Annotated in this window: 24 protein-coding genes; 11 read left to right on the forward strand and 13 right to left on the reverse strand. The window is 54.9% G+C overall.

Annotated elements, in window-relative coordinates:
• Positions 1-2 precede the first annotated feature (2 nt).
• Entirely contained in the window at positions 3-968 is a 966-nt protein-coding gene (locus CU041_RS12620) for a LysR family transcriptional regulator (RefSeq protein WP_068519783.1), read from the reverse strand.
• A 176-nt stretch (positions 969-1,144) separates the two neighbouring features.
• On the opposite strand from CU041_RS12620, the gene CU041_RS12625 reads away from it, so the two are divergent.
• Positions 1,145-2,101: a glutathione S-transferase family protein gene (locus tag CU041_RS12625; RefSeq protein WP_101247206.1), complete on the forward strand. Its 957-nt coding sequence runs from the start codon at positions 1,145-1,147 to the stop codon at positions 2,099-2,101.
• 150 nt (positions 2,102-2,251) lie between these two features.
• On the opposite strand, the gene CU041_RS12630 is transcribed toward CU041_RS12625, so the two are convergent.
• The 9 genes from CU041_RS12630 to CU041_RS12670 all read right to left on the reverse strand — a co-directional run bounded on the left by CU041_RS12630 (position 2,252) and on the right by CU041_RS12670 (position 11,664).
• A complete protein-coding gene (locus CU041_RS12630) occupies positions 2,252-2,755 on the reverse strand; it encodes a F0F1 ATP synthase subunit B family protein (RefSeq protein WP_068519785.1) in 504 nt (167 codons plus the stop codon).
• Between the two features lie 4 nt (positions 2,756-2,759).
• On the reverse strand, positions 2,760-3,245 hold the full coding sequence (locus CU041_RS12635; protein ID WP_101247207.1) for a F0F1 ATP synthase subunit B family protein: 486 nt from the start codon (positions 3,243-3,245) through the stop codon (positions 2,760-2,762).
• A 74-nt stretch (positions 3,246-3,319) separates the two neighbouring features.
• Positions 3,320-3,544: an ATP synthase subunit C family protein gene (locus tag CU041_RS12640; RefSeq protein WP_033068123.1), complete on the reverse strand. Its 225-nt coding sequence runs from the start codon at positions 3,542-3,544 to the stop codon at positions 3,320-3,322.
• 60 nt (positions 3,545-3,604) lie between these two features.
• Complete coding sequence (locus CU041_RS12645; protein ID WP_068519787.1) at positions 3,605-4,327, reverse strand: F0F1 ATP synthase subunit A; 723 nt, start codon at positions 4,325-4,327, stop codon at positions 3,605-3,607.
• 34 nt (positions 4,328-4,361) lie between these two features.
• On the reverse strand, positions 4,362-4,715 hold the full coding sequence (locus CU041_RS20930) for an AtpZ/AtpI family protein (RefSeq protein WP_068519788.1): 354 nt from the start codon (positions 4,713-4,715) through the stop codon (positions 4,362-4,364).
• 442 nt (positions 4,716-5,157) lie between these two features.
• Positions 5,158-6,489 (reverse strand): class I SAM-dependent methyltransferase, encoded by a 1,332-nt coding sequence (locus tag CU041_RS12655; protein WP_170310221.1) that lies wholly within the window; start codon positions 6,487-6,489, stop codon positions 5,158-5,160.
• 109 nt (positions 6,490-6,598) lie between these two features.
• The gene (smc, locus tag CU041_RS12660; protein WP_101247209.1) at positions 6,599-10,132 is read right to left on the reverse strand and encodes a chromosome segregation protein SMC; all 3,534 of its coding nucleotides are present in this window, start codon (positions 10,130-10,132) and stop codon (positions 6,599-6,601) included.
• Between the two features lie 72 nt (positions 10,133-10,204).
• Positions 10,205-10,801, reverse strand: a complete 597-nt coding sequence (locus CU041_RS12665) for a thioredoxin domain-containing protein (RefSeq protein ID WP_068519791.1) — start codon at positions 10,799-10,801, stop codon at positions 10,205-10,207.
• A gap of 257 nt (positions 10,802-11,058) precedes the next feature.
• Positions 11,059-11,664, reverse strand: coding sequence for a DUF721 domain-containing protein (locus tag CU041_RS12670; protein WP_231856781.1), 606 nt, complete (start codon positions 11,662-11,664; stop codon positions 11,059-11,061).
• 77 nt (positions 11,665-11,741) lie between these two features.
• Here CU041_RS12670 and mutY point away from each other — a divergent pair, with 77 nt between their 5' ends.
• The gene (mutY, locus tag CU041_RS12675) at positions 11,742-12,815 is read left to right on the forward strand and encodes an A/G-specific adenine glycosylase (RefSeq protein ID WP_101247210.1); all 1,074 of its coding nucleotides are present in this window, start codon (positions 11,742-11,744) and stop codon (positions 12,813-12,815) included.
• Between the two features lie 102 nt (positions 12,816-12,917).
• Here the strand turns inward: mutY and CU041_RS12680 are convergent, their stop codons facing one another.
• Together CU041_RS12680 and CU041_RS12685 are read right to left on the reverse strand one after the other, a co-directional pair.
• The gene (locus tag CU041_RS12680) at positions 12,918-13,127 is read right to left on the reverse strand and encodes a hypothetical protein (protein ID WP_228196116.1); all 210 of its coding nucleotides are present in this window, start codon (positions 13,125-13,127) and stop codon (positions 12,918-12,920) included.
• A 140-nt stretch (positions 13,128-13,267) separates the two neighbouring features.
• Complete coding sequence (locus tag CU041_RS12685; RefSeq protein ID WP_170310222.1) at positions 13,268-14,368, reverse strand: site-specific DNA-methyltransferase; 1,101 nt, start codon at positions 14,366-14,368, stop codon at positions 13,268-13,270.
• A gap of 487 nt (positions 14,369-14,855) precedes the next feature.
• On the opposite strand from CU041_RS12685, the gene CU041_RS12690 reads away from it, so the two are divergent.
• The 8 genes from CU041_RS12690 (at position 14,856) to CU041_RS12725 (ending at position 24,261) form a co-directional block, all read left to right on the forward strand.
• On the forward strand, positions 14,856-15,860 hold the full coding sequence (locus CU041_RS12690; protein WP_068519796.1) for a BMP family protein: 1,005 nt from the start codon (positions 14,856-14,858) through the stop codon (positions 15,858-15,860).
• A 230-nt stretch (positions 15,861-16,090) separates the two neighbouring features.
• On the forward strand, positions 16,091-17,701 hold the full coding sequence (locus CU041_RS12695) for an ABC transporter ATP-binding protein (protein WP_101247213.1): 1,611 nt from the start codon (positions 16,091-16,093) through the stop codon (positions 17,699-17,701).
• Positions 17,698-18,765, forward strand: coding sequence for an ABC transporter permease (locus tag CU041_RS12700; RefSeq protein WP_101247214.1), 1,068 nt, complete (start codon positions 17,698-17,700; stop codon positions 18,763-18,765). The genes CU041_RS12695 and CU041_RS12700 overlap by 4 nt, the downstream gene beginning before the upstream one ends.
• An 11-nt stretch (positions 18,766-18,776) precedes the next feature.
• On the forward strand, positions 18,777-19,718 hold the full coding sequence (locus CU041_RS12705) for an ABC transporter permease (RefSeq protein WP_101247215.1): 942 nt from the start codon (positions 18,777-18,779) through the stop codon (positions 19,716-19,718).
• A gap of 48 nt (positions 19,719-19,766) precedes the next feature.
• Complete coding sequence (locus tag CU041_RS12710) at positions 19,767-21,056, forward strand: amidohydrolase family protein (protein WP_101247216.1); 1,290 nt, start codon at positions 19,767-19,769, stop codon at positions 21,054-21,056.
• Positions 21,057-21,105: 49 nt separating this feature from the next.
• A complete protein-coding gene (locus CU041_RS12715) occupies positions 21,106-21,714 on the forward strand; it encodes a flavin reductase family protein (protein WP_101247217.1) in 609 nt (202 codons plus the stop codon).
• Between the two features lie 168 nt (positions 21,715-21,882).
• Positions 21,883-23,184 carry an esterase-like activity of phytase family protein gene (locus CU041_RS12720; protein WP_101247218.1) on the forward strand — a complete coding sequence of 434 codons (1,302 nt, stop codon included), beginning with the start codon at positions 21,883-21,885 and terminating at the stop codon, positions 23,182-23,184.
• A 105-nt stretch (positions 23,185-23,289) separates the two neighbouring features.
• A complete protein-coding gene (locus CU041_RS12725; protein ID WP_233433099.1) occupies positions 23,290-24,261 on the forward strand; it encodes an SAM-dependent methyltransferase in 972 nt (323 codons plus the stop codon).
• Here the strand turns inward: CU041_RS12725 and CU041_RS12730 are convergent.
• On the reverse strand, positions 24,252-24,662 hold the full coding sequence (locus CU041_RS12730) for a GFA family protein (protein ID WP_231856783.1): 411 nt from the start codon (positions 24,660-24,662) through the stop codon (positions 24,252-24,254). The genes CU041_RS12725 and CU041_RS12730 overlap by 10 nt on opposite strands.
• Positions 24,663-24,899: 237 nt before the next feature.
• On the opposite strand from CU041_RS12730, the gene nadB reads away from it, so the two are divergent.
• Positions 24,900-26,546, forward strand: a complete 1,647-nt coding sequence (gene nadB, locus CU041_RS12735) for an L-aspartate oxidase (RefSeq protein WP_101247220.1) — start codon at positions 24,900-24,902, stop codon at positions 26,544-26,546.
• Positions 26,547-26,569 lie beyond the last annotated feature (23 nt).

A 26,569-nucleotide genomic window follows, 5' to 3' on the forward strand; every position in this document is an offset into this window, starting at 1 on the left:
CGTTAAGGTGCGGGACGTTGACGGCCGCGGCCCTGTTTATATTCGTGACAGGCGGCCTGATGGAAATTGCACAAGCCGCCGCGGAATTTCTCGACCAGAAAATCGATAAAGACACGGACCTTGCTGGGCAGATGGCGACGTTCCGGATAAACGGCATAGATCCCGCCATTGTTAAGCGGGTCATAATCCTTGAGAATTCGGACAAGGCGGCCTTCGCTTAGTGCTTCGGCGACAATGAATTCCGGTTCGCGCGCAATGCCAAGCCCGCGAATGGCCGCGATCGAGGTGAATTCACCATTGTTGCACGACATGACCGGATTGACCCGCACCGTAACCGGGCCGTCCGGCCCTTCGAAATCCCAGATATTCGGGCTGGCCACGTTGGTATAGGCCAGGGTCTTGTGATCGGCCAGTTCCTGGGGCGTTTTGGGTTCACCAAACTGTTCAAGATAGGCCGGTGCAGCAACCACATGCCCGGTATAATCGGCAAGCTTGCGCGCGATCATGCTCGAATCCTTAAGCCGGGTGATACGGATCGCCATATCGAACCCTTCGGCCACCAGATCGACCATATGGTCGGCCAGATGAATATCCACATGCAGCCCCGGATACATTTCCATGAATTCGGTCACCAGTTGCGGCAAATACATCTGGCCAAATGTCAGCGGCGCAGAAATGCGAAGGGTGCCGCGCGGCGTACCGCGCAAATCAGTCAGCGCATGTTCGGCCGTTTCGATTTCTTCGACGACGCGTGCACAATGCTGATAGAAAGTTGATCCGGCATCGGTCAGGCTAAGACGACGGGTGGTACGATTGAGCAACCGGATACCAAGACTGTCTTCAAGCTTGGTAACATGCTTGCTGACAGCGGATTTCGACATGCCAAGCTTGCGCGCCGCACCGGAAAAACTGCTTTCTTCGACGACACGGGCGAAAACGGTCATTCCGTCCAGATTACCGATCAACATGATGATACTCCTGATCGTATCGCAACCCGACTGTTGCGTATTGGGAAACAAATAAATCTCACAACAGCGGATTGTCTTCAACGCGGAAATGGCAACAATAGCTGAAACAGCAAAATTTCCGGTCTGCCTGATATGACCCGACCGGTCATCGGCAGACCAAAAAATCGGAGAGAGAAATGGGACAACTGGTAGACGGCGTCTGGCAAACGGAGTCCCTGCTTGCCAAGAACCGCAACGGTAAATTCAACCGGCAGGATTCAGCATTTCGCAATTGGCTGTCGGCCGATCCCGATGCAGAATTTCCGGCCGAGCCCGGGCGTTATCATCTCTATGTTTCCTATGCCTGCCCGTGGGCACATCGCACCCTGATCTTTCGTGCGATCAAGGGCCTTGAAGACATGATTTCGGTCTCGGTCGTGCATTGGCATATGGGCGATGACGGCTGGCAGTTTTCACCAGAAGACGGTTTCATCGATGATCTGGGCAACCATGCGCTGCTTCATCAGGTCTATACCGCAGCCAAGCCCGACTACACCGGCAAGGTCACCGTGCCAGTCCTGTGGGATAAGAAATCGGGCCGTATTGTCAGCAATGAGTCATCGGAAATCATCCGCATGCTCAATACCGCCTTTGATGGCCATGGCGCCAAGGAAGGCGATTATTACCCCGAAGATCTGCGCAGTGAAATTGATGCGGTCAATGACCGGGTTTATCACGATGTGAATAACGGGGTTTACAAATCGGGCTTCGCCACCAGCCAGTCGGCCTATGAAGAGGCCGTCACCACCCTTTTTGACACGCTGGACTGGCTTGAAGACCGGTTGGGTCAACAGCCCTACCTTGCGGGCGAGAAGCTGACAGAAGCCGATTGGCGGCTATTCCCGACCCTGTTGCGGTTTGACGCGGTCTATCACGGGCATTTCAAATGCAATCGCAAGATGCTGCACGAATATCCCAATCTCTGGAATTACACCAAGGCGCTTTATCAGCATCCGGGTGTCCGCCAGACGGTGCATTTCGACCATATCAAGAACCACTATTACCAAAGCCACCCGTCCGTTAACCCATCCGGGGTGGTGCCGGTCGGTCCTGATCTTGATTTTGATGGTCCCCATGATCGCGACCGCTTTTAAGGTCCCGGTCACCTGAACGTTGAACCCCGCCCCCTGCCGGCCCGACCACAACGATATCGTGCCGCGATTTGATAAGTCGCCGGCATCCGGACAAACAAAAACCCCGCAAGCAATGCTTGCGGGGTTTTCAATTTCCGAAAACGGAAACTCTTAGTTCAGGCGACCTTTGATTTCCGCAATCGCGTTGTTCACCAACTCGTCTGCCTTGGCACCGGAAACCTTGTCAGTAACAAGGGCGGTGGTTGCCTTTGCTGCGATTTCGGCGACATGCGCACGAACTTCGGCAATGGCCTGGCTTTCAAGGTTGGAGATACGTTCCAGAGCCTGCTGTTCACGGCGTTTGAGTGCCGCTTTGAGCTCAGCCTGGGCGCTTTCAAGCATACGGTCGGCTTCTGCCTTTGCATGCGCGCGGATCTCGTCAGCTTCCTTCAGGGCTTCGCGCTGTTTGGCCTGATAATTGGCCAGAAGCTCTTGGGCTTCTTCGCGAAGACGCTGAGCTTCGTCCAGCTCGTCAGAGATCTTCTGAGCACGTTTATCAAGTGCGCTCGAGATGCCCTTAACAGCCTTGAAACCGCCAAAACCGGCGACCAGGACGAAAGAAAGCGTAGTCCAGGTGTATGGATCGGTAAGGAAAGTAACCTCTTGGGTTGCCATTGTCTTACTCTCCTACAATCGCCGAAACAGCCTTGTCGGCAGTTTTGGCCTGAACCTTGACACCGATAAGTTTTTCGGTTGCTTCGCGGGCGATTTCCGAAGCTGCTTCTGCAACACCGGTCAGCGCGTCCGTTTTGGCATCCGCAATTGCCTTTTCGGCATCAGATGTCTTTTTAGACAGCTTCTTGACCAGTGCTTCGGTTTTTTTGGCTTGCTCTGCAGCAGCCTTTTCCGAGGCTTCGCGAATGTCTGCCTGGGCGGCATCACGAGCTTCTGCCAAAGCAGCCTCGTATTTCGCGATGGCGGCATCGGTTTCGTCTTTCAACGCCCGTGCCTTGCCAAGGTTGTCTTCGATGGTTTTCTGACGGCGCTCAAGCACTTCACCAACTTTCGGCAGCGCGATTTTCGACATCAGGAAATACAAGACGGCGAAAATGACGAACAGCCAGAAGATCTGTGCAGAGAACGTCGCAATATCAAACTGCGGCATAGCCTACTCCCGAATTCAACGACACCGGCGAGGGGGTCCCTCGCCGGGCCGTGTATTCGCTCAAAAGGCGCCGATTAGACGAACAGAACGATCAGCGCAACGACGAGTGCGAACAGTGCAATAGCTTCGGTAACAGCAAAGCCGATCCAGCCATACAGTTCAACGTCGCCTTTTGCAGCCGGGTTACGGCCAACAGTCGCAATCAGGCTCGACCAGATGTTACCAACACCAATACCGGCACCAATCATGCCAATAGCAGCCAGGCCAGCACCGATCATCTTAGCAGCATCGAGTTCCATAACTTCACCCTTTCGAATTTCTTAAAGGCAATCAGAAGAGATCACACCAAACCACACACATCAGTGCATGTGGATTGCATCATGGAGATAGATGCAGGTGAGAATTGTGAACACATAAGCCTGAAGCGCAGCAATGCCGAACTCCAGAACAGTAATCCCCGTCAGCAGAGCAAACGGAAGCACGCCGAGAATGCCAATCAGGCCGACGAACCCACCGATAACTTTCAGCATGATGTGGCCGACGGTCATGTTTGCAAACAGTCGGATAGCCAGGCTGAACGGACGAGAGAAATAGGAGATGATTTCAATCGGGACCAGAATGATCGCGGTCGCAATCGGCGCACCTTCAGGGAAGAACATCCGAAGGTAATGCGTGCCATGACGCATGAAGCCGATGATCGTCACACCGATGAAGATCACCAGAGCCAGCGCGAAGTTAACCGCGATGTGGCTCGTGAAAGTAAAGCTGTGCGGGATCATGCCAAGCAGGTTCCCGAACATGACAAACATGAACAACGTGAAAATGAACGGGAAGTACTTGCGACCCGCGCTTCCGACGTTATCTTTGAGCATATTGGCGACGAATTCGTACATCACCTCGGCAGCACCCTGCCAGCGACCCGGGACCAATGCACCGCGACGCATGGACAGCGTCATAAAGCACGTTACGAGAACGGCTGCGAATACCATCCAAAGTGCGGAGTTGGTGAAGGAAATATCAATGCCGCCAAGCGAAAGCTCGGCCAAGGGCTTGATTTCAAACTGCTCTAGCGGTCCAGCCACCGTAATCCTCGCTCAATATTATAAGGCTTCGGGATTATTTCCCGTCCCCCTGCTTGTGCTCCCTCATCGCACGACCAAGTCCGACAGCACTGTCATAGCCCTTGGCAACACGATAAGCGTTCAAGCCTCCGGCACCTGCCCCGAGAAAGACAAACAGAACAAGCAGCCAAGGCGTCGTATCAAGCACCCGATCCAGCGCCCAGCCAATCAACAAGCCAACAAGAACAGCAGCGATCATTTCCGCCGAAATTCTCATGCCAAGTGCCATCCCCTGGGATGGTTTGCCAGTCGCCCGGTTCGGGCCGTGCTTCTCTTCGCGTTTGCCTGCTACAGCTGCCAGCTTGCTTTCAAGCTCTTCTAATGAAGCGCGATCTTTGTCATCGCTCATTGTCGTGAACCCCGCTTTGGCAACCTTGCAAACGTCGCAAGGAAATGCGCGGGCAACATACTTAGCACCCCATGGGCTGTCAAGCTGTAAAACCCCGCCTGCGAAGCAGGGTCAAAACGCCAATAATTCTTTTTATTACAATAAGTTATATTGAATTATGTGAAGGAAAACACTTTTGCTCTTAGGCAATAGTCGCAGACGAATTTGCCCGGGCTTTGGCAATCACGCCAGCTACAACCGGCAGTTTCCCTTGGTTATCATGTGTTTGGCCTGAAACTGCACAACCGGTTGCAATGTGATCTAATTTCACACAGGCCGGCGATTTTCACCTTTTTTGGTCGATATTTTACGACCTTGGCGTCTGTTTTGACGACCAATTGCACCGCAGGTTGGTCGATTCACACCGCCAGCATATCGCAATCGGGAATCAGTACCGGCGTGCCTATTGCTTGCGGACCGTCAGCTGGCGTTCACTTTCGGCTTTTTGCCAACCTTCCGGCCTGCTGGCCAGCATCCAGTCGAACTTGTGAAACAGTGCCCACACAGCGCCAAGCGTGTTGATGGCAATCGAATTCATATCGATCGGCTGTTTATCAAGGATGTCATCGCGCAAGATCCGGACAAGATCGGCGACCGTGTTCTTGCCATCAAAGACCGCCAAAAGCCGCGCCAGATCAGGTCCTCCCGTCAGGTCGACGGCATTGCCGCTGCCATCTTCGATCAGAACGGGCTGCCCGGCCAGGGCAACAAGATCATCAAAGAAGGACGGGGTCGGTTTGACAAAGAAATAGGGTGCAAGATCCCCATCGGGCAGCATTTCAGCCGCCTGGGCGCGATCAGAACGGGTCAGGTAAAAAGCATGGAGCGGCATCGCACCGCTATATCGTTCACAAAATGCCTGCTGATCACGAAGCGGCATCGCCGACAGTTCGCGCAACAAAGCCGGATCACGCACCAGATTGCCAATCGCATAATGCGCCTTTCCCGTGCCACCAAAACCGAAAAATCCGGTAAAGGCCGCAACATGCAAATCAGCCGATGCGGCAAAGTCATAAACCCCGTGCACGTCATAGGCACATTCAACGGGATGCAACAGCAAATCGACAATTTCAGGATCGTTTTCAAGCAAACCTCTGATAAAGCCCGGACCGCCCCCCATCTTGAGCAACATGTTGTCTTCGGGCAAATTGCCAAGCAGCTTGCGCGTCATGGCAAGCTGTTCGGACAGGTCCTTGTTGTTCAGAAGCGGTTCGATCATTTTGCGCCATTCGGTCACGGCAAGACGCCCATGTTCGCCATAAACCATCACCCCCATCGCACCATCGGGCTTAAGAACCGATGCCAGATCACGAAGCCCTTCCTGCGGGTCTTCAAGATGATGGAGAACCCCGGCGCAATTGATGTAGTCAAACCGGTCGGGTTTTGAGGCGGCGAATTCGGAAATGGTCGCGTTGACATAGGTGACATTTTCAAGACCGCGGGCCTCGGCACGGGCGCGGGCGACCCGGGTGCTTGCCTCGGACGGTTCAAGATAGGTCACCGATCCACCAACGTCGCGCAGCTGTTCGGCAAGCCAGATCATCGCATCGCCCGTTCCGCCCCCGGCAACAAGGGCGCGGAAAGATGCATCAATCACCTTTGTCCCGCCAAAGCAGTAATGATTGACGCGCGACAGGGTATCAAGCGGCGGCATCAACAAACGGTCTTTTTCCTCCTGCGGGTCGCGCAGCGGATAGGGAAACTGTTCGTAAAGTTCGCGCACTTTCTGGGACATCAATCTATTCACCGTCATTGAATTTCAATGCCGGTGTAACATTGACGGTCCTATCAGTTCATTAATTTCCGATAATCTAATCACTGGATGGTGTTCACGGGCACGATCATCAGCTCGTGAAATCAAGCTCGGTCTGTTCTTTTTTCGAATAGACTTCGGCCTGATGCAGATCGACCGATACCAGTGATGACACCCCGCGTTCGGCCATCGTCACCCCGAACAGACGGTTCATGCGGGCCATGGTCATACGGTGGTGCGTAATGACCAGGAAGCGGGTATTGGCATGACGGCCAATTGCTTCGAGCAGTTTGCAGAAACGGTCAACGTTGGCGTCATCAAGCGGTGCGTCAACTTCGTCAAGCACGCAGATCGGGGCCGGGTTGGTCAGGAACACTGCAAACAGCAAGGCAACCGCGGTCAGGGCCTGTTCACCACCAGACAACAGCGACAGATGCTGAAGCTTCTTGCCCGGCGGGGATGCCATGATTTCAAGCCCGGCTTCAAGCGGATCGTCGGCCTCGGTCAGCATCAGATGCGCACCACCGCCACCAAACAGGCGGACAAACAATTGCTGGAAATGTTTGTCGACTTCGTCAAACGCCGTCTTGAGACGTGCACGTGCTTCGCGATTGAGCTGGTTGATGCCATTGCGCAACTTTTCAATGGCAGCAATCAAATCATCGCGTTCGGACACCATGGTGTCTTTCTGTTCCTGCAATTCTGCCAGTTCGACTTCGGCACGCAGGTTCACCGCCCCAAGATTTTCGCGTTCGCGCGACTGGCGTTGCAGGCGGGCTTCGATATCGGCCTCGGCCGGGAGTTCCTTGGTCAGATCAATCTGGCCAAGTTCAACCAGCTGGTCGGGCGTTGCATTGACGCGTTCGCGGATACGCTCGATCAAATCGCGGCGATGTTGTTCGGCCTGTTCAAGCAAAGCCTCGCAGCGCACGCGACCCTCGCGGGCTTCGGCCAGTTTCTGTTCAGCTTCCTTAAGATTATGGTCGGCTTCGCGCTGGGCATTTTCGGCCTTTTGCAGTTCGTCGGCCGCGTCCTTGCGGGTCTGATCGGCCAGTTCGATCCGGTCCGACAGGATCGCACGGCGTTCTTCGATCTCTTCGGGCTTGAGTTCAAGCTCCTCGATCTCCATGCGGGCTTCTTCCTGACGGTCGCGCAATTCGGCAACACGTTCCCCCGCGCCTGACGCACGTTCATTCCAGGTCGCAATTTCGTTTTCAACAAATTCAAGACGCTTGCGCCGGCCCGACATTGCACTTTGCATGCGTTCCAGCATGCTTCTTGCTTCCATCTGATCGGCACGGGCATCGGAAAGATTGGCACGCTGTTCGATCAGCTCGGCCTTGATTTCCATCAGACCTTCGCTGCTTTCTTCAGGCAGTGCTGACAGTTCTTCCTGTTCGGCGATGACTTCGTCAAGGTCTTGCTTGGCGCGCTTTTCGGCTTCTTCGGCGTTTTGCAGGCGGCTTTCAATAGCGCTGGCGTCGCGTTTGATATTGGCGATTTCTTCACGTGCACGCGACAGCGTTCCTTCAGCCTCGCGCACTGCACGGTGGGCTTCCTGTTCGGCGGTGCGTGCGGCTTCGATTTCTTCATCAAGCCGTTCGACATTTTCAGTCGCAATTTCCGAACGCTCAAGTGCGGCTTCGACCACGGCATCGGCTTCTTCAAGTTCGCCGCGCAATTCTTCAAGCCGGTTGCGTTGGCGCAAACGCACTGCTGCGGGCAATTCGGCCCCGGCCAGAATGCGGTACCCGTCCCAACGCCAAAGCGCCCCTTCGCGCGACACCAGCCGCTGCCCGACTTTCAAATTCTTGGACAGGAAGTTGCCCGTGGCATCATCGTCAACAATCCCGATCTGCCACAAACGGCGGTTCAAAAGTGCCGGGGCTTCGACAAATTTGGCAAGTGCCGTCACACCATCGGGCAAGGCCGGATCATCGGTTGCCGGATCAATCGCCGACCAATGCATTGGCGCATCGGCGGCATCGGGCGCATCAAGATCTTCGCCAAGGGCCGCTGCCATCGCCAGTTCAAGACCGCTTTGCACGGTGATGTCTTCGATCACGCCAGAATATTTGTCGTCATCGCCGCCCTTAAGGAGACTTTCCAGCGCTTCGATTTCCGCCATCAGGCGGGCCTTGCGGCTTTCGGCATCGCGCAGGGCATCACGTGCATCGCTTTCGGCCGTTTTAAGACTGTCTTCGCGGTCACGCATTTCCGCCAGCCGCATTTCGGCTTCTTCGACTGCCATCTTGCGCTGTTCGCAAAGCTCTTCGCATTCTTCAAGATGCATGTTTGCTTCTTCAAGGGCCTCGGTAAAGTCGGCCTCGATGCGGATATCATCAAGCTTTGCCACTGCCTCGTCATGGCGTTCAGTCAAACGATTGCGGCGCGCATTAAGTTCACTCAGGCGTTGCTGAACGGATTTAAGACGGGCTTCTTCCTCGGCGACCTTGCTGGTCAATGCTTCGACCGCACCTTCGAGTTCTTCGACACGGATGGCCTTTTCAGCGGCAATTTCACGGGCTTCGTCAAGCTCGTCATCTTCGCCACCCTGGGCTTCGCTCAGTTCTTCGCGTTCACGTTTAAGCTTTTCAAGCGCGCCCTGGGCATCACTTGCCAGTTCGGCTTCGCGGGCAAGGTCGGCGTCAATTTGCTGAATGCGCGCACGAAGCTGGCTCATCTGGGTTTCGATCTGTGCCTTGTCTTTATCAAGGCCTTCGCGTTCGATCAAAAGTCGTTGCAGGGCGGCAGCCGCATCGGCTTCCTTTTTGCGCAAGTCGGGAAGACTTGCGGCAATATGGGCCTGCACCGTTGTCGCCTCGGTCACTGACGAGGTCAGATCACGGACTGCACTTTCGCCAGCGACCAGCAATTCACGCGCATCATTCTGGCGTTTCTGTGCATCGGTCCAGCGGATATGGAACAGCAATGCCTCGGTCTGGCGAATGCTTTCGGACAGTTTGCGATATCGTTCGGCCTGACGGGCCTGCTTTTGCAAACTGGCAATCTGGCCATCAAGCTGCACCAGAACGTCTTCAAGACGTTCCATATTCTGTTCGGCGTTCTTAAGGCGCAATTCGGCTTCGTGACGGCGTGAATGAAGACCGGTGATACCGGCTGCTTCTTCCAGGATCAGGCGCCGTTGGATCGGTTTTGCCCCGATAAGCGCACCGATCTTGCCCTGGGACACCATGGCATTTGATCGCGCGCCGGTCGCGGCATCGGCAAACAGCAACTGCACATCGCGTGCACGGACATCCTTGCCATTGACCTTGTAATTCGATCCGCCGCCGCGTTCGATGCGCCGGGTCACTTCAAGAAGATCGAAATCATTGAACATCGCCGGGGCTTTGCGTTCGCTGTTATCGAGCGTCACGGACACTTCGGCCACATTGCGCGCAGGACGGGACGATGTCCCGCCAAAGATAACGTCGGACATGTCGGAGCCGCGCATCTGCTTGGCCGATGTTTCACCCATCACCCAGCGCAGCGCTTCAACAAGATTGGATTTGCCACAGCCATTCGGGCCGACAACACCTGTCAGCCCGTCTTCAACCAGCAAGTCTGTTGAATCGACGAAGGATTTGAACCCCGTCAGCCGTAGCGATTTAAACTGGACCAATCATGTCCCCCGGTCCGACCTCTGCCCCTGTTGCCGGACACCGCAATACGGTATCCGGCGAAATTGTTTTGCTTAGTCGATAAGATCTTCGACTTTTTCGATGAAGAATTCTGCTTCACGGGCACCGGCAATGGTTTCACCATCAAGGATGAAGCTCGGTGTCGAGGAAACGTTGAATTCCTGTTCGCCTTTCATGCGCGATGCAACGATGGCATCGATCATTGCCTGATCGGCAAGGCAGGCATCAACCGCGTCGCTATTCATGCCCCCGAAACGCACGACCTGTTTGATGCCTTCGATCGGGTCTTCCGAACGCGCCCAGCTCAGCTGCGATTTGAACAGCATGCTCAGAACACCGAAATAACGATCATCGCCCGCACACTGGGCAACGGCGGCTGCGCGCAACGCAACAGCATCAAGCGGATAGTCGCGGAAAACCAGCTTCAGCTTGCCGGTATCAATCAGCTTTTCCTTGATCTCGGGCAGAACCTCATTGTGGAAGGCTGCACAATGCGGGCAGGTCAAAGACGCATATTCAATCATGGTTACCGGGGCATTTTCGTCGCCCAGTACATGTTCTTTCCATTCTGTTGCATGTGCCTGCTGGGTCCCAACGACACCAAGTGCAATCAGAAATGCACCTGCAAGAAACTTAACCGCCTTTAGCAAGGAAACCTCCGTTAAAACAAAGTTTTGTGATTACAAGCCTGTTGCAGCGCGGGAGTCAACACACGCCACAAAACGGCTATTGCACCAACGAGTCGCCAAGGTCGCGTGAAAATGCGGCAAGACCGTGTTCGTTCATTTCAGGAAACTGATTCGATATTTGCAACACGCCAGCCCCGCCATCCAGCACACCGCACAACCATGTCGGCATGCACGCAAAGCATCCCGCGCCCATCATGGAAATATACAATCCGGGTTGATTACTTCTTGCCGGTTTTGGGTTTGAGCCCGCCCGTCGCACCGGCGATATGACGCCCAAGCCGGGTCAGAACTTCACGCAGATGCGGGTCTTCGATCTTGTCGATGCTGGCCTGGTTGTTTTTTGCAATATTGCCTTCGGGAACACTGGTTGGCACATGGACCGTGCGTTCGGGACGGGAAATATCGCCCTGCATCATCTTGATGCGGTCCACCGCCCGATACCCGAAATAGGTATTCACCCGGTCAATGATCTGGGGCATGCGATGTTGCAGTTCGATCGCGACCGGGCCGGTGACACGGATCACCAGCGTTCCGCCACCGGCATTTTCGCCGCGCGGCGGGGAATATTTCACCGGCATGGTGAATTGTTCAAGGTCCCGCCCGACGATTTCGGCCCAATGCAGGATGATTTCCGTCTGGAAAAAACCGCGTTTCCGAACCAGCGGCCGGGTCAGGTTCCCGACCAAGGGCGCGACATTGCGCAAGCCCATCCGGCGTTCGGAACTGCCCATCGGGGTGATGTTCTGACGTTTCTTGACCGCGTTTTTTGCAGCAACCGACGCGGATGTCTGATCCGCACCGGCAGATGTTTTCGTATCAGCCATATCTTTTTGCTTGCTCAAGCCCGGTTCTTTCGTAGGGTCACTCGCAGATTCCAATCACAACATAACACGGGACCGCCGTGCATTTCACCACTGACGATATATCCCGCCTCGGTCAGACCATGCTGGAATGGTATGATCGCCATCACCGCACCTTGCCCTGGCGCGCAGAGCCGGGCGAAACACCCAACCCGTACCACGTCTGGCTTAGCGAAATCATGTTGCAGCAAACTACGGTCCAGACCGTCGGACCATATTTTGCTGCGTTTCTGAAACGCTGGCCAACCGTGACCGATCTGGCCAATGCCGAACTTGATGATGTTCTTCATGCCTGGCAAGGGCTCGGATATTATGCACGGGCGCGCAATCTGCACAAATGCGCCAAGGTGGTCGCAACCGAATATGACGGTATTTTCCCCGATACCGAGGAAGGGTTGCTGAAACTGCCCGGTATTGGTCCCTATACCGCCTGTGCGGTTGCTGCCATTGCCTTTGACCGCCATGCAAGTCCCGTGGATGGCAATATCGAACGGGTGATTTCGCGGTTATTTGCCCTTGAAACACCACTTCCGGACGTCAAACCGGAAATCAAGGAAAAGTCCGCTGCCCTGACCCCGTCAAACCGCCCCGGCGATTATGCCCAGGCGCTGATGGATCTGGGGGCAACCGTTTGCACCCCGCGCAACCCGGCCTGCGGCATCTGCCCCTGGCAGGCCGATTGCGAAGGCCGCAAGGCAGGCATAGCAGCCGATCTTCCCAAAAAACGCAAAAAGGAACCGAAACCAACCCGGGTCGGCTATGCATTCTGGATCCGGCGCGAAGATGATGGTCGCATCCTGATCCGCCGCCGCCCGGAAACGGGATTGCTTGGCGGGCTTTACGAAGTCCCGGGCAGTGACTGGCGCGCGATTGACGCCCCCGATGATGTCATGCTGTCAGAGGCACCGGTTAAAGCCGCCTGGTCGGAACTTGATGGCACGGTCGGGCATACATTTACCCATTTCCATCTCAATGTCAGTGTTCTGGCCACCACCATTCCCGCCGGTCAGGCCGATGAAATGGACGGCAGCTGGACAACAATTGACGGCCTGTCCGACTTTGCCCTGCCGACAATCATGAAAAAGATCGTCCGCCATGCCCTGAAATACCGATAGAGGTTCAGGCATCCACGGGAACGGACAGACCACGATCACAATTGAAAAGGCCCGCGATTTTCATCACGGGCCTTTTTCTTATTATAACCTTGCACGGCGCGATCAGGCGTAAATATCGATCACCTGTCCACGTCCCCCGGTCGGGGCCGGTGCGGCCTGCTGCGAGGTCTGCGTTTCTGCTGTTTGCTCGATCCGCTGTGTCTGCGGCGAATTCAGGTCATTGCTACCCGTTTCTGAAATCGGGGCGGCTGCCTGCTGAATCTGGATCGGGTTGGGTGCATATCCTGCACCACCTACGGCACCTGCCTGCATTGCGGTCTCCATCTATCCTTACGGATAATATTTGATCGTCATTTCATAGCAATTTTTCGCGTAAAAAGCAAAAACCGGTGCAATTTTTCAATCGCACCGGCTTTGGGCATCAAAGATTTAATCGGAAAATCCGATCAGGATCAGGCGGGGACCTGTCCCATTTCCTTGCGCAGCTGACTGCGCAGATTGTCGATCGACACCAGACGTCCGTCACACTTGTAATGCCAATAAGTCCAGCCATTACAAGCCTGTGCGCCCTGAACATGTGCGCCGATCTGATGGATCGAGCCGGCATTGTCCTTATGGCTGATCGAGCCATCCGCACGTACCAGTGCCGCAACATTTCCACGGTTGTCATAGATTTTGTCGCCCGGCGACAACAGACCGCGTTCGATGACCGCACCGAACGGAATCCGCGGCAAGGCGCGTTTCGATTCGGTCAGTTCCAGGCTGTCACCATCAAGCATCTGGACCTTGGCGATGCGGTCACGTGCGGCTTCCGCATAGGCTTCTTCGCGCTCAAGCCCGATGAAGTGACGGCCCAGACGGCGCGCAGCAGCACCGGTCGTTCCCGTGCCAAAGAACGGGTCAAGAACCACATCCCCCTGGCGGGTGGTTGCCATCAGAACACGCTGAAGCAGGGCTTCGGGTTTCTGGGTCGGATGGACCTTTTTGCCCTTTTCATCCTTCAGACGTTCCGAGCCGGAGCAAATCGGCATCAACCAGTCAGAGCGCATCTGCAAGCCTTCATTAAGCTGCTTCATCGCTTCGTAGTTAAAGGTGATGGCTTTTTGCTCTTCGCTTTTGGAACACCACAGAAGCGTTTCATGCGCATTGCAGAAACGTTTGCCGCGGAAATTCGGCATCGGGTTGGTCTTGCGCCAGACAATGTCATTGAGGATCCAGTACCCGATATCCTGAAGCATGTTACCGACGCGGTAAATGTTGTGATACGAGCCGATCACCCAGATCGCACCGGTATCTTTCAACACCCGGCGTGCGGCGGTCAGCCAGTCACGGGTGAATTCGTCATAATGACGGAAACTGTCGAACTGATCCCAATGGTCGTCAACTGCATCGACCTTGGAATTGTTCGGGCGCAGCAGATCCCCCCCAAGCTGCAGGTTATAGGGCGGATCGGCAAAAATCAGATCAACGGATTTTTCCGGCAGGCTGTTCATCAGTTCGATGCAATCGCCAACCAGAACCTGATCAAGTGGTAAAGTTGTTTTTTTAGTCATGATGCCTTCTAGGTTCCCCTCGAAATCTTGAGGAAAGCATCAACCGAAATAGTTAATGAAAGAGTTAACCGACTCCGAAATTTTTCAAGGATTCGCATTGTGTTAGAAAGTGCACCACCTGTTTAGACAATCTTAACCGGTCTGCTCCAAAAACCGGAAGATTTCAGTCCGGCAATCCCCGTCACCGCGCCAGGGTCAAATCCCCGGTCAGACCGGGCGGACTCCGCAGATCCAAAACAGTCTGCTTATCCTGAAATGCCGGCCCGGAAAGTCCCCCATCGCCTTTCAGGTGAAGAAACAATCACTTATACACGCGCCAAGCCGTATTTCCTCGCCCGGACGCGCTAAATGACCGGTTTAAATCACAAAAACTGACCGTTCGGACAGAACACGCTTTGCCTCATTTCTGATCGTGTATACAATCTGCCCACAATCTATGCATAAAAGTTGAACTTCGCATAACGGCAATAACCTTCAGGGGGACAAAATGAAGTCTGGCACTTTCAGCCTTTCCCGTCGTGCACTGCTTTCGGCCGTGGCCGCAGCAGCAGCGGTGGTTTCCTTTGGCTTTGGCACACCGGCACAGGCCGACCCGCTTAAAGTTTCGGCAATCTATACGGTTCCGGTCGAACAGCAGTGGGTTTCGCGCATTCACAAGGCGCTGAACGCCGCCAAGGAACGTGGCGATATTTCCTATGAATTTTCCGAAAACGTCGCCAATACCGACTATGAGCGCGTCATGCGCGAATATGCCGAAAATGGTTCTGACCTGATCGTTGGCGAAGTCTTTGGCGTTGAACGCGCAGCACGCAAGGTTGCCGCACAATATCCCGACACCGCGTTCCTGATGGGGTCAAGCTTTGCCCCGGATGGCGACAATTTCTCGGTGTTTGACAACTTCATCCACGAGCCGAGCTATCTGGTTGGTATGGCTGCCGGTGCGGCAACCAAATCGAACAAAATCGGCATGGTTGGCGGTTTCGCCATCCCGGAAGTCAACCGTCTGATGCATGCCTTCATGGAAGGTGCAAAATCGGTCAATCCGGATGTCGAATTCATGGTGACCTTCATCAACAGCTGGTATGACCCGCCCAAGGCAAAAGAAGCATCCTTTGCCATGATCGATAAGGGTGCCGATGTCATGTATGCGGAACGTTTCGGCGTTTCGGATGCGGCCAAGGAACGCGGCATTCTTGCCGTTGGCAACGTGATCGACACTGCGGCCGATTATCCGGGCACGATCCTTGGTTCGGCACTGTGGCACATGGAAGCAACCATTGACCACGCCATCGAAGCCGTCAAAGCCGGTGAATTCAAAGCCGAAGATTACGGCAAGTTCAGCTATATGGAATATGGTGGCGGCAGTGTCGTTCTTGACGCAAGCCTCCTTCCCGAAGGCACGGTCGCCAAGGTCGAAGCCAAACAGGCAGAAATCCTTGACGGGTCATTCACCGTTAACGTGAATGACGAAGAACCGAAATCTTCGATGTAAGATTTCCTTAAATTTCAGGGGCAGTTCGGTGTAGAAGCCGGACTGCCCCTTATCTGTTTGATCCCGATTTCGGGATTGCGACAATTTGGGAACGTCACCGCATCTTTTCAGGCGCTTGATGCATACCGGGCACAGTCGGCAGGTTTGATCAACTTGCGCTTTGTGTTGCGGTCACGCACCATCGTCCTTTCGCCCCACAGCGTGACGCAAAAACAAAACGGAATGCCCGGATGTCATCTGCTGCGCAAACATCACAACAAACGTCCCAAGACCTGCTGCTTGCGCTGGCAGGCATCACCAAACGATTTGGCCCGCTGATTGCCAATGACGCCATCGACCTGACGGTCCACAAGGGCGAAATTGTTGCCCTGCTTGGCGAAAATGGCGCGGGCAAAACGACCTTGATGAATATTTTGTTCGGTCACTATGTCGCGGACGAAGGCACGGTTACGGTTGCCGCGCGCGACGGCAACCTTGAACAGCTTGAACCGGGCGCCCCGCAGGCTGCCCTGGATGCCGGGATCGGCATGGTTCATCAGCATTTCACACTGGCCGAAAACCTTACCGGCCTTGATAACATCGTGCTGGGAACCGAACCGATTTTCCGCCTGCGCCGCGACCGCACCAAGGCACGCGCCAAATTGGCGGAATTGATGGCCGGATCGGGATTGAATGTCGATCTGGATCAACCGGTTCACAAACTGACCGTTGGCGAGAAGCAACGCGTTGAAATCCTGAAAGCCCTTTATCGCGATGCCCGGCTTCTGGTTCTGGATGAACCGACTGCGGTTCTGACACCGCAAGAAGCCGACAGCCTGTTTGCCGTTCTTCGCAAACTGGCGCAGAACGGTCTGGCCGTCATCATCATCGCCCACAAACTGGCCGAAGTTCTGGCCGTATCGCACCGGATTGCGGTTTTGCGTGGCGGCAAGAAAGTCGGTGAAATGATGACAAGTGATGCCGATCATCGTTCCATCGCCGAATTGATGGTCGGGCGCGAAGTCCCGGTCAGTCGCCGTATCGCCCGCGAACCGGGCCAACCGGTCCTTACCCTTTCCGACGTCACCATTGATCGCGGTGATTCAAGACGATCGCTGCATGGCGTTTCCATCACGGCCCATGAAGGCGAAATTCTCGGCATTGCCGGTGTGTCAGGCAATGGTCAGGCCGCCCTTGCGCAATTGATCGCGGGCCTTGATAAACCCGATCACGGTTCGGTCGAGATTTTTGGCCAAAAGGTCGAAAAATTCGACGCTCATCAATTTGCGCAAAACGGCATCGCCCGCATCCCCGAAGACCGCCATCATGATGGCATGGTCGGATCCATGACGGTGGCGGAAAATATCGCCATCGAAGATGTCCGCAATGCCGGTTATCAGAAATTCGGTTTCCTTGATTTTGAGGCAATCCGCAAACGTGCCGAACATGCCATCACCGATTATGATGTGCGTTGCCCCGGCCCGGATGCCCCGGCCCGCCTGTTGTCGGGCGGTAATATCCAGAAACTTATTCTCGCACGCGTTCTGGAAAAATCGCCGAAACTGATCCTTGCCAATCAGCCGTCCCGCGGCCTTGATGTCGGCGCACAATCCGAGGTCCACCGCCGTTTGCTTGAAGCCCGTCAAAACGGGGCGGCGGTGATCCTGATTTCAGAAGACCTTGATGAACTTCTGACCATTTCCGATCAGATCGCCGTTATCCATGCCGGTCACATCACACCGGCAATGGCGACCGATACCATTGATCGATCCGAACTTGGATTGATGATGGCCGGCCAGAAGAAAACCCATCATGCCCCGACCAACCAAAAGACCACCACGCATTCGGGAGAGACGGCATGATCCGCTTTGAACCCCGCGCCAATCCCGGCCCTGTTCTGACCTATGGCGTTCCGGTCATTGCCGCTGCCATTGCCATTTTGCTGGCGGCCATTCCGCTTGCACTGGCCGACGCCCCGATCATTCGCGCCTATGGCCTTATGATCAGTGGTGCATTCGGGTCGGTCTTTTCGATTTCCGAAATGTTGACCCGTGCGACACCCCTGATCCTGACCGGCCTGGCAGCAGCCATCGCATTCCGCGCAAAACTTTGGAATATCGGTGCCGAAGGCCAGCTTTATATGGGGGCCATGGCCGCCGTGGCCATCGGATCGGGTGTGATTGATGGTCCCAGCTGGATCATGATCCCGGTCGTGATGATTGCCGGTGCAATTGCCGGTGCCCTGATGCTGATCGGCCCGACTTTGATGAAAACCCGGTTGGGTGTTGATGAAGTCGTTACCACGCTTCTTTTGAACTTCATCGTTCTTCTGTTTGTTCAGATGATGCTTGAAGGGGCGCTTAAAGACCCGATGTCGATGGGCTGGCCGCAATCCGAGCCGATTATCGACAGTGCGGTTTTCCCGCCACTGATCGAACGGATGCGTGTTCATTTCGGCCTGATCATCGCGCTGGTGTCGGCCATTGCCCTGGCCGTCTTTGTCAAACGGACTGTTTGGGGCTTTGAAATTCGTGCAGTCGGTGAAAATGCCGCAGCCGCCAAATTCGCCGGTATTTCGGTCACCAAAACAATGATCCTTGTTGCCGCCCTTTCGGGCGGTTTAGCTGGACTGGCCGGGGTTGCCGAAGTGGCCGGAACACGCGGTTATCTCGCAACCGACCTGTCACCGGGTTATGGCTATGCCGGGATTGTTGTTGCCATGCTGGCGCGTTTGTCGCCGGTCGGTGTGATTGCATCGGCCCTGTTTGTGGCATCGGTGTTTGTCGGTGCAGATTCCATGAGCCGCGCCATTGGCGTTTCCAGTTATCTGGCTGATCTGATTGTCGCGATGGCGTTGCTTTGTGTTTTGATTGGCGGCTTCTTGACCCGGTTTACGGTTCATTTTGATCGCAAGACAGCCGGTTAAGGAGAACAGACATGGAAATCATCGACATTCTTCTTGCCGCCAGCTTTTGGGAAGCCGCCATTCGTATCGCGACCCCGCTGATCTTCGGGGTGCTGGGTGCGCTTGTTTGCGAACGCGCCGGGGTTCTTAACCTTGGTATCGAGGGGATCTTTACCGCAGGGGCCATGGCCGGATGGATGGCTGTTTGGCTGGGTGCCGGACTTTGGGCTGGCGTGCTTGTTGCCGCCCTGGCCGGTGCGTTCTTTGGCCTGATCCATGCGATCCTGACCGTGCCACTTGGCCTTAGTCAGCACGTATCAGGTATTGGTGTGACGCTTCTTGCGACCAGCCTTTCCTATTTCACCTATCGCACGGCCCTGCCCGATGTGTCATCACCGCCGCGCATTGAACCGTTCCGTCCGCTTGATATTCCGTTCCTGTCAGATTTGCCATTCATTGGTCAGGCGCTGTTTTCACAAACCGCGATGACGATGCTGGCCCTTGTTCTAGTGTTTGTTACCGGCTGGGTTCTGTATCGCACACCACTTGGCCTTGCGATCCGTGCGGTTGGCGACAACCCGTCCTCGGTCGAGGCGCAGGGGCTTTCGGTTTATGGTCTGCGGATTGGTGCGGTTGTTGTCGGTTCATCCCTGATGGCACTGGGCGGCGCGTTCCTGACCATGTCGGCCTTTGATGCGTTCTTCTTTGGCATGATCAATGGCCGTGGATGGGTTTGCATTGCACTGACCGTGTTTGCAAGCTGGCGTCCGGGCAAGGCATTGATCGGTGCCCTGTTATTCGGGGCCTTTGATGCGTTTCAGGTTCGCCTGCAAACCGAAGTGGGCGCATTCCTGCCATCGCAGGTCTTCCTGATGATGCCTTATATCCTGTCGATCATTGCCCTGATTGTTGTTGCCCGTAAGGCCGATTATCCCAAGGCGCTTCTGGTCCCCTGGTTCAAGGGCCAGCGTTAATCGCACCAATCCGTTTCTGACCGCCACCACAAGACCAAGGATGACGCCATGCAAGCCGATCTGATTTTGAAAAATGCCAATATCGCCAATGGACAGGCGGGCGTTGATATCGCTTGTAGCAATGGAAAGATTGTCGATATTGGCCAGAACCTGAACATCCCCGCGACCGAAGAAATCGATTGTGGCGGCATGCTGGTCAGTCCACCCTTTGTCGACAGTCACTTCCACATGGATGCCACCCTGTCGCTTGGTCTGCCACGCATGAATGAGTCGGGCACCCTGCTGGAAGGCATCGCACTGTGGGGCGAACTTAAACCGCTTCTGACACCCGAAGCCGTGATTGAACGCGCCCTTAAATATTGCGACCTTGCGGTATCCAAGGGTCTGCTTGCCATTCGCAGTCACGTTGATGTTTGTGATGACCGGTTGCTTGCGGTTGATGCGTTGCTTGAAGTTAAAAAGCAGGTCGCACCCTATATCGACCTGCAACTGGTTGCCTTCCCGCAGGATGGCTATCTGCGCAGCAAAACAGCCAAGGAAAATACCATCCGCGCGCTGGACAAGGGCGTTGATGTTGTCGGCGGCATCCCGCATTTCGAACGGACGATGGCCGACGGTGCGCAAAGCATTGCGGAACTTTGTGAAATGGCGGCCGACCGTGGCCTGATGGTCGATATGCATTGCGATGAGTCAGATGATCCGCTGTCGCGTCATATCGAAATGCTGACCTATGAAACCCAGCGTTTGGGGCTTCAGGGCCGGGTGGCCGGATCGCACCTGACATCGATGCATTCGATGGATAATTACTATGTGTCCAAGCTGATTGCCCTGATGGCCGAGGCTGAGGTTTCCGCCATTGCCAATCCGCTGATCAACATCACCCTTCAAGGCCGTCATGATACCTATCCCAAACGCCGTGGCATGACCCGTGTGCCGGAACTGCGCAAGGCGGGTTTGACCGTGGCGTTCGGCCATGATTGTGTGATGGATCCCTGGTATTCGATGGGGTCGGGTGACATGCTTGAAGTCGCATCCATGGGGCTTCATGTTGCCCAGATGACATCACGTGATGATATCCGGGCCTGCTTTGATGCCGTGACCAAGGAACCGGCCAAGATTTTGGGCCTTGATGGATATGGCATCGAGGTTGGCAACAATGCCGATTTCGTTATCCTGCAAGCCCGCGATACGATTGAAGCCATCCGGATGCGGGCCAACCGCCTGTTTGTCATTCGGCGCGGTAAAATCATTGCCGAAACGCCGATGGCCCAGACCCGCCTGCATCTGGCCGACCGTCCGGATCATGTGCGTGAACATGAATATGCGCCGGGCCAGTAATTGGTCCGGTTCGGATTTGAAGACAACCTGCTGCTGAACGGATGCCGCCATGTTCTATGAACCGGGAAAAACGCCACATAACCTGCCCCATGATCCGTTCAAGGCCTGTGTGGCACCGCGTCCGATCGGCTGGGTTTCGACCCTTGATAAGAACGGGCGTCCCAACCTGGCGCCCTATTCGTTTTTCAATGCGGTGCTTGGCACCCCGCCGATGGTGATGTTTTCATCAGGTGGTTCGATTGACAGTCTGCAAAACGCCCGTGATACCGGCGAATTTGTTGTTGGCGTTGCCCCGCGTGCAATGCTTAAGGAACTGAATTTTTCCTCGTCCCCACTGCCGCCGGATGAAGACGAATTTGAATATGCCGGACTTGAAAAGCTTCCGGCCAAATGCGTCAAACCGCATCTGATCAAGGGTGTTCCGATCCATATGGAATGCACGGTCTATCAGATTGTCGATCTGCCCAGTGCCTTTCCCGATAAACGGCCCTGTGCGATGGTGATCGGCACTGTGGTCGGGTTGCACATTGATGATGACATCATTCGCGATGGCATGGTCGATATCACGCTGTTTGAACCGCTGGCCCGGCTTGGCTATCAGGAATATGCGAGCGTATCGGAAACCTTTACGGTCCGCCGCGAGGATTTCTGGAAATAGAAAACCCGTTAACCGGTTGATTGGTTTCATCAAAACGACGCGCAAGCGCAAACAAACTGTCACAGAGAATCTCTAATGTGAACAAGAACACAGTTCGCTCGAACATTTACGGGCTTGAGCTGTGGGTTCTTGCACTTTTTTCAGATTTTTCTGTGGGGGATTTATTCCATGAAACGGACGTTTGCAGCGGGCGTTGCCGGCTTTGCAGCCTTGCTTCTTGCCAGCGCGGCCATGGCAGGGGACGCCAGGGTTTTTGAAACCAAAAGCGCGATCAACAATCTTTCGACCGTGATGGTTGATGGCGGCAAGGCCCGTGATCTGACCATTGGTCTGGGCTCCGGTGCATATCGTCGTCCGGGTGATCCGGCCAACATGTTCTATGCGGTTTCCGACCGTGGTCCGAACTTTGTTTGCGGTGACGTTCAGGACGTTCTTGGCGTTGCCGAAGACGTCGTATGCAAAGGCAAGAAAGTCCGTATCTATCCGACCCCGGATTATTCCCCGTCAATCTACACCATTTTCCTCAATGACGATGGCAGCTTTGACATCAAGGATGTCATCACCATCAAGGATCAGAATGGTGTTCCTCTGACCGGCCTTACCAACAAGCTGACCGTTGCCAAAACCGAAAAGCCGGTTGATGCCAACGGCAACCCGCTTGAACAGTCCGTATCGTCAATCGATGCCGAAGGCATCATTCGCCTGTCTGATGGCACCTACTGGATTGGTGAAGAAAACGGCCCGTCCGTATTGCATGTTGCCGCAGACGGTACCGTGATCGAACGCATCGTTCCGGCCGGATCGGAAAAAGATTTCGACGGTGCCGCCTATAAGGTATCGGGCGGACTTCCGGCCATTCTGGTGACGCGCCAGACCAACCGCGGCATTGAATCCATGGCCGTTTCGCCAGACGAAACCAAGCTGTATTTCATGGTTCAGAACCCGCTGGCCAATCCGAATGCCGATGCCTACAAGGCGGCCAAGAACACCCGTCTGTTCGTTTATGATCGTGTGGCACAGAAGCTGACTGGCGAATATATCTATCAGCTTGATGATCCGCAGACCTTCCGCAACGATCCGTCCAAGAAACAGAATGCCCCGCGCATTTCCGAAGTCCTTGCCCTTGGCAATGACCGTCTGCTGGTTCTCGAACGGACCGACAAGACCACCAAGCTGCATGAAATCAAGCTTGATGGCGCGACCAACATCCTCGCAACCCGCTGGGATGACATGTCCACCAGCCCGTCACTTGAACAGCAAAATGACCTGTCGACCATTGATCTGGTTGCGGTGAACAAGACCCTTCGCTTTGACAGTGCCGATTACCCGGAAGCACCGAACAAGCTTGAAGGCCTTGCCATCATGGGCGACGGCGCACTTGCCATGATCAATGACAATGATTTCGGCATCAAGGGCGACCCGACCAAGGTGATCCTGATTGGCGGTCTGGTTCAGGCCGACAAATTCTGATTTGATCTGTTGCCACCTTGGCAACTGCCACATCGCGGCAGGAAAGCTGTTATGCAGCTTTCCTGCTTTTTTATTGGCTGAAATGGGCGTAAAAGCAGGCCCATGATGACAAACACACAGACATTCGACACTCCGGACGGCATTGATGCCGTTATTGAACCCATGGATGCAACCGGTTACCTCGCCCCTGTCGGGTTTGAGGATCAGCTGTTCAATGAACTGGGCGATGTCATTGAACGCCATGACCGGTTGATGTTCGCACCCGGCCCGGAACGCCGCGTTTTCTGGGCGCAGAATGTCTGGCGCAATCCGGTCCGGATCGCCATCCCGTCGATCAAGGGTGCGGCCAAGATCCTGAAATTCAATCAGCGCAACTGGGCCCTGTTCAAGTTTGATCATTTTTCCCGCGCCAAGCTGATCGAAGGGCACCTGCCCCATGTATCGGCAAAGCGTCAGGTATTTGGCGAACCGGCCCCGACCGCGCCGCTTGGTTCATGGACGCTGATTGATCCCGATACGATCATCGCATCGGCTGATTGTTCCAGCCCCTGGAAAAACGGCGATGTCGAATTTGAAGAAGACAAGGTCACACCGCCAAACCGCGCGTACCTGAAACTGTGGGAAGCATTCACACGGCTTGGTGCCTATCCGCAGCCCGGACAACGCACCATGGATCTGGGCGGAAGCCCGGGTGGATGGACCTGGGTTCTGCATGAATTTGGCACCGATGTCATTTCCATCGACAAGGCGCGGCTGGACAGCAAAATTGCCAACTTGCCGCGCGTTGATTTCCGTCAGGAAAGTGCCTTTGGCCTCAATCCACAGGAAATCGGCCATATCGACTGGCTGTGCTCGGACGTGATTTGTTATCCTGATCGCCTGTTCACACTGGTCAATCAGTGGATGGATGCAGGCATGGCGACCAACTTTATCTGCACCATCAAATTGCAGGGCGATACGGATTACTCCGCCATCACCCAGTTTGCCGATATTCCCGGATCAAAGGTCGTGCATTTGTATAACAACAAGCACGAACTGACCTGGATGAAGGTGCCCGGCGTTACCGATCAGGATTGATCAAGCTGCTTGATCGCCGGATCAAGCGGGTAATAGTCCCCCTTGTCCGCACAGAAAATCTGACCGGCTGTCGTCATGTTAGCGCTATCATCAAGGGTCCCTGGCATCACCGCCATATGATCGGTGCGCACCGGTCGCCAGAACAAACCGGTGCCGCATTCCTTGCAAAAACCGCGATCGGTTTTTTCCGACAAACGATACCAGCGCAACCCGTCATCGCGGATCAGATCAAGATGATGGCGATCAAACCGGGCATAGGAACTGACATGGCCGTGCAGTTTGCGACACAGATTGCAATGGCACATGACCGTATCATCGACCGGTCCATTGATTTGATAGCGCACGGCACCGCAATGGCACCCACCGTGATAGCCGGTTTTTTCGGCTGAGTGTTTGTTCACCGCGACCTCCCCCGATCGGTGATGAATGGTACCTTTTTTATCTGTCATGGTGTGCCGATAATGCAAGCACTGTGACACAGACTTTCCGTTCAACCCGTATTCATCACACCATTTCAGACAAATATGTTTGAGATTGATGAAAAGCAGTCCTATTCTGCGGCTTCTGTTCGGAGCCAGATGATGACGCCACCGCGCCATTCCCTGCCATCTGACCCCGCCCGAAAGTGATGGGATAAAATGTCCGAAAATTCTTTCCATTATGATGTGCTTGTCATCGGTAGTGGTGCTGCCGGTCTGTCCACTGCACTTAAACTCGCCCCGCATGTAAAGGTCGCTGTCCTGTCCAAGGGCAAGATCGATGACGGATCGACAAACTGGGCCCAGGGCGGGATCGCAGCGGTTCTTGATGCGACTGACAGCATCGAAAACCATGTTCGCGATACCCTGATTGCCGGTGCCGATCTGTGCAAACGTGAAACCGTTGAATTTGTTGCCGCCAATGCGCCGCGTGCGATTGCCTGGCTTGACGAACTTGGCATCCAGCTGACCCGTGATCCCGATGGCGACAACAGTCAGCCATTCCATCTGACCCGCGAAGGCGGGCACAGCCACCGGCGCATCGTCCATGCCGCCGACGCCACCGGCCGTGCGGTTCAGACCACCCTGCAAAGCCAGGCGGTCAATCATCCGAACATCAAGATTTTTGAAAATTATCTGGCGATTGATCTGGTCACTGATCGCAAATTCGGCGGCGAAGGTCGGCGTTGCATCGGTGCCTATGCGCTTGATCTTGAAACCGGCAAGGTAAAATCATTCAATGCCCGCACGGTTGTTCTGGCAACCGGTGGTGCCAGCAAGGTTTACCGTTTCACATCCAACCCGGACGGATCGACCGGGGATGGTATCGCCATGGCATGGCGTGCGGGTTGCCGTGTGATGAACATGGAATTCAGCCAGTTCCATCCGACCTGTCTTTATCACCCGCAGGCCAAATCATTCCTGATCACCGAGGCCGTGCGCGGTGAAGGCGGCAAGTTGCTGTTGCCAGACGGCACACGGTTCATGGACCGGTTTGATGAACGTGGTGAATTGGCCCCGCGTGATATTGTCGCACGCGCCATTGACCATGAAATGAAGCGTCTGGGTGCTGATTGCGTCTATCTCGACATCACGCACAAGGGCAAGGATTTCATCAAGGAACACTTCCCGACGATTTATGAAACCTGCCTTGGTTATGGCATCGACATGACCAAACAGCCGATCCCGGTTGTTCCGGCCGCCCATTACACCTGTGGCGGGGTTCTGACCGATCTGCGCGGGCGCACCGACTTGACCGGGCTTTATGCCATTGGTGAATGTGCGGGCACCGGTCTTCATGGTGCGAACCGTCTGGCATCCAACTCGCTTCTGGAATGTCTGGTCTTTGGCGAGGCCGCGGCCAATGACATTATCGAAGCTCTTCCGGTCGAAGATCATTTCAAACCGATCCCCGATTGGGATGAAACCGGCATCACCGATTCCGACGAGGAAGTCATTGTTGCCCATAACTGGGAACAGTTGCGCAACGTGATGTGGGATTTCGTCGGCATCGTGCGCACCACCAAACGTGTGCAGCGCGCCCAGCACCGTGTTGATTTGCTGTTGTCGGAAATTGACGAATATTACGGCAATTTCCGTGTCACCAATGACCTTCTGGAACTGCGCAACCTGTCAGTGGTGGCCAAGCTGATCATTCAATCGGCCCTGTGGCGTCGCGAAAGCCGTGGTTTGCATTATACCACCGATTATCCCGACCTTGATCAAAGCGGATCACCGCGCCAGACCATTCTAGTGCCTGAAAACTTTGCCGGTCGCTGGGTAATTGCCGGTCAGTGGAAAACCTGACCGGCAGCCTGACGACACCAATC

It is taken from the genome of Thalassospira povalilytica (genome assembly GCF_002844235.1).
Classification (GTDB): Bacteria; Pseudomonadota; Alphaproteobacteria; order Rhodospirillales; family Thalassospiraceae; genus Thalassospira; species Thalassospira povalilytica.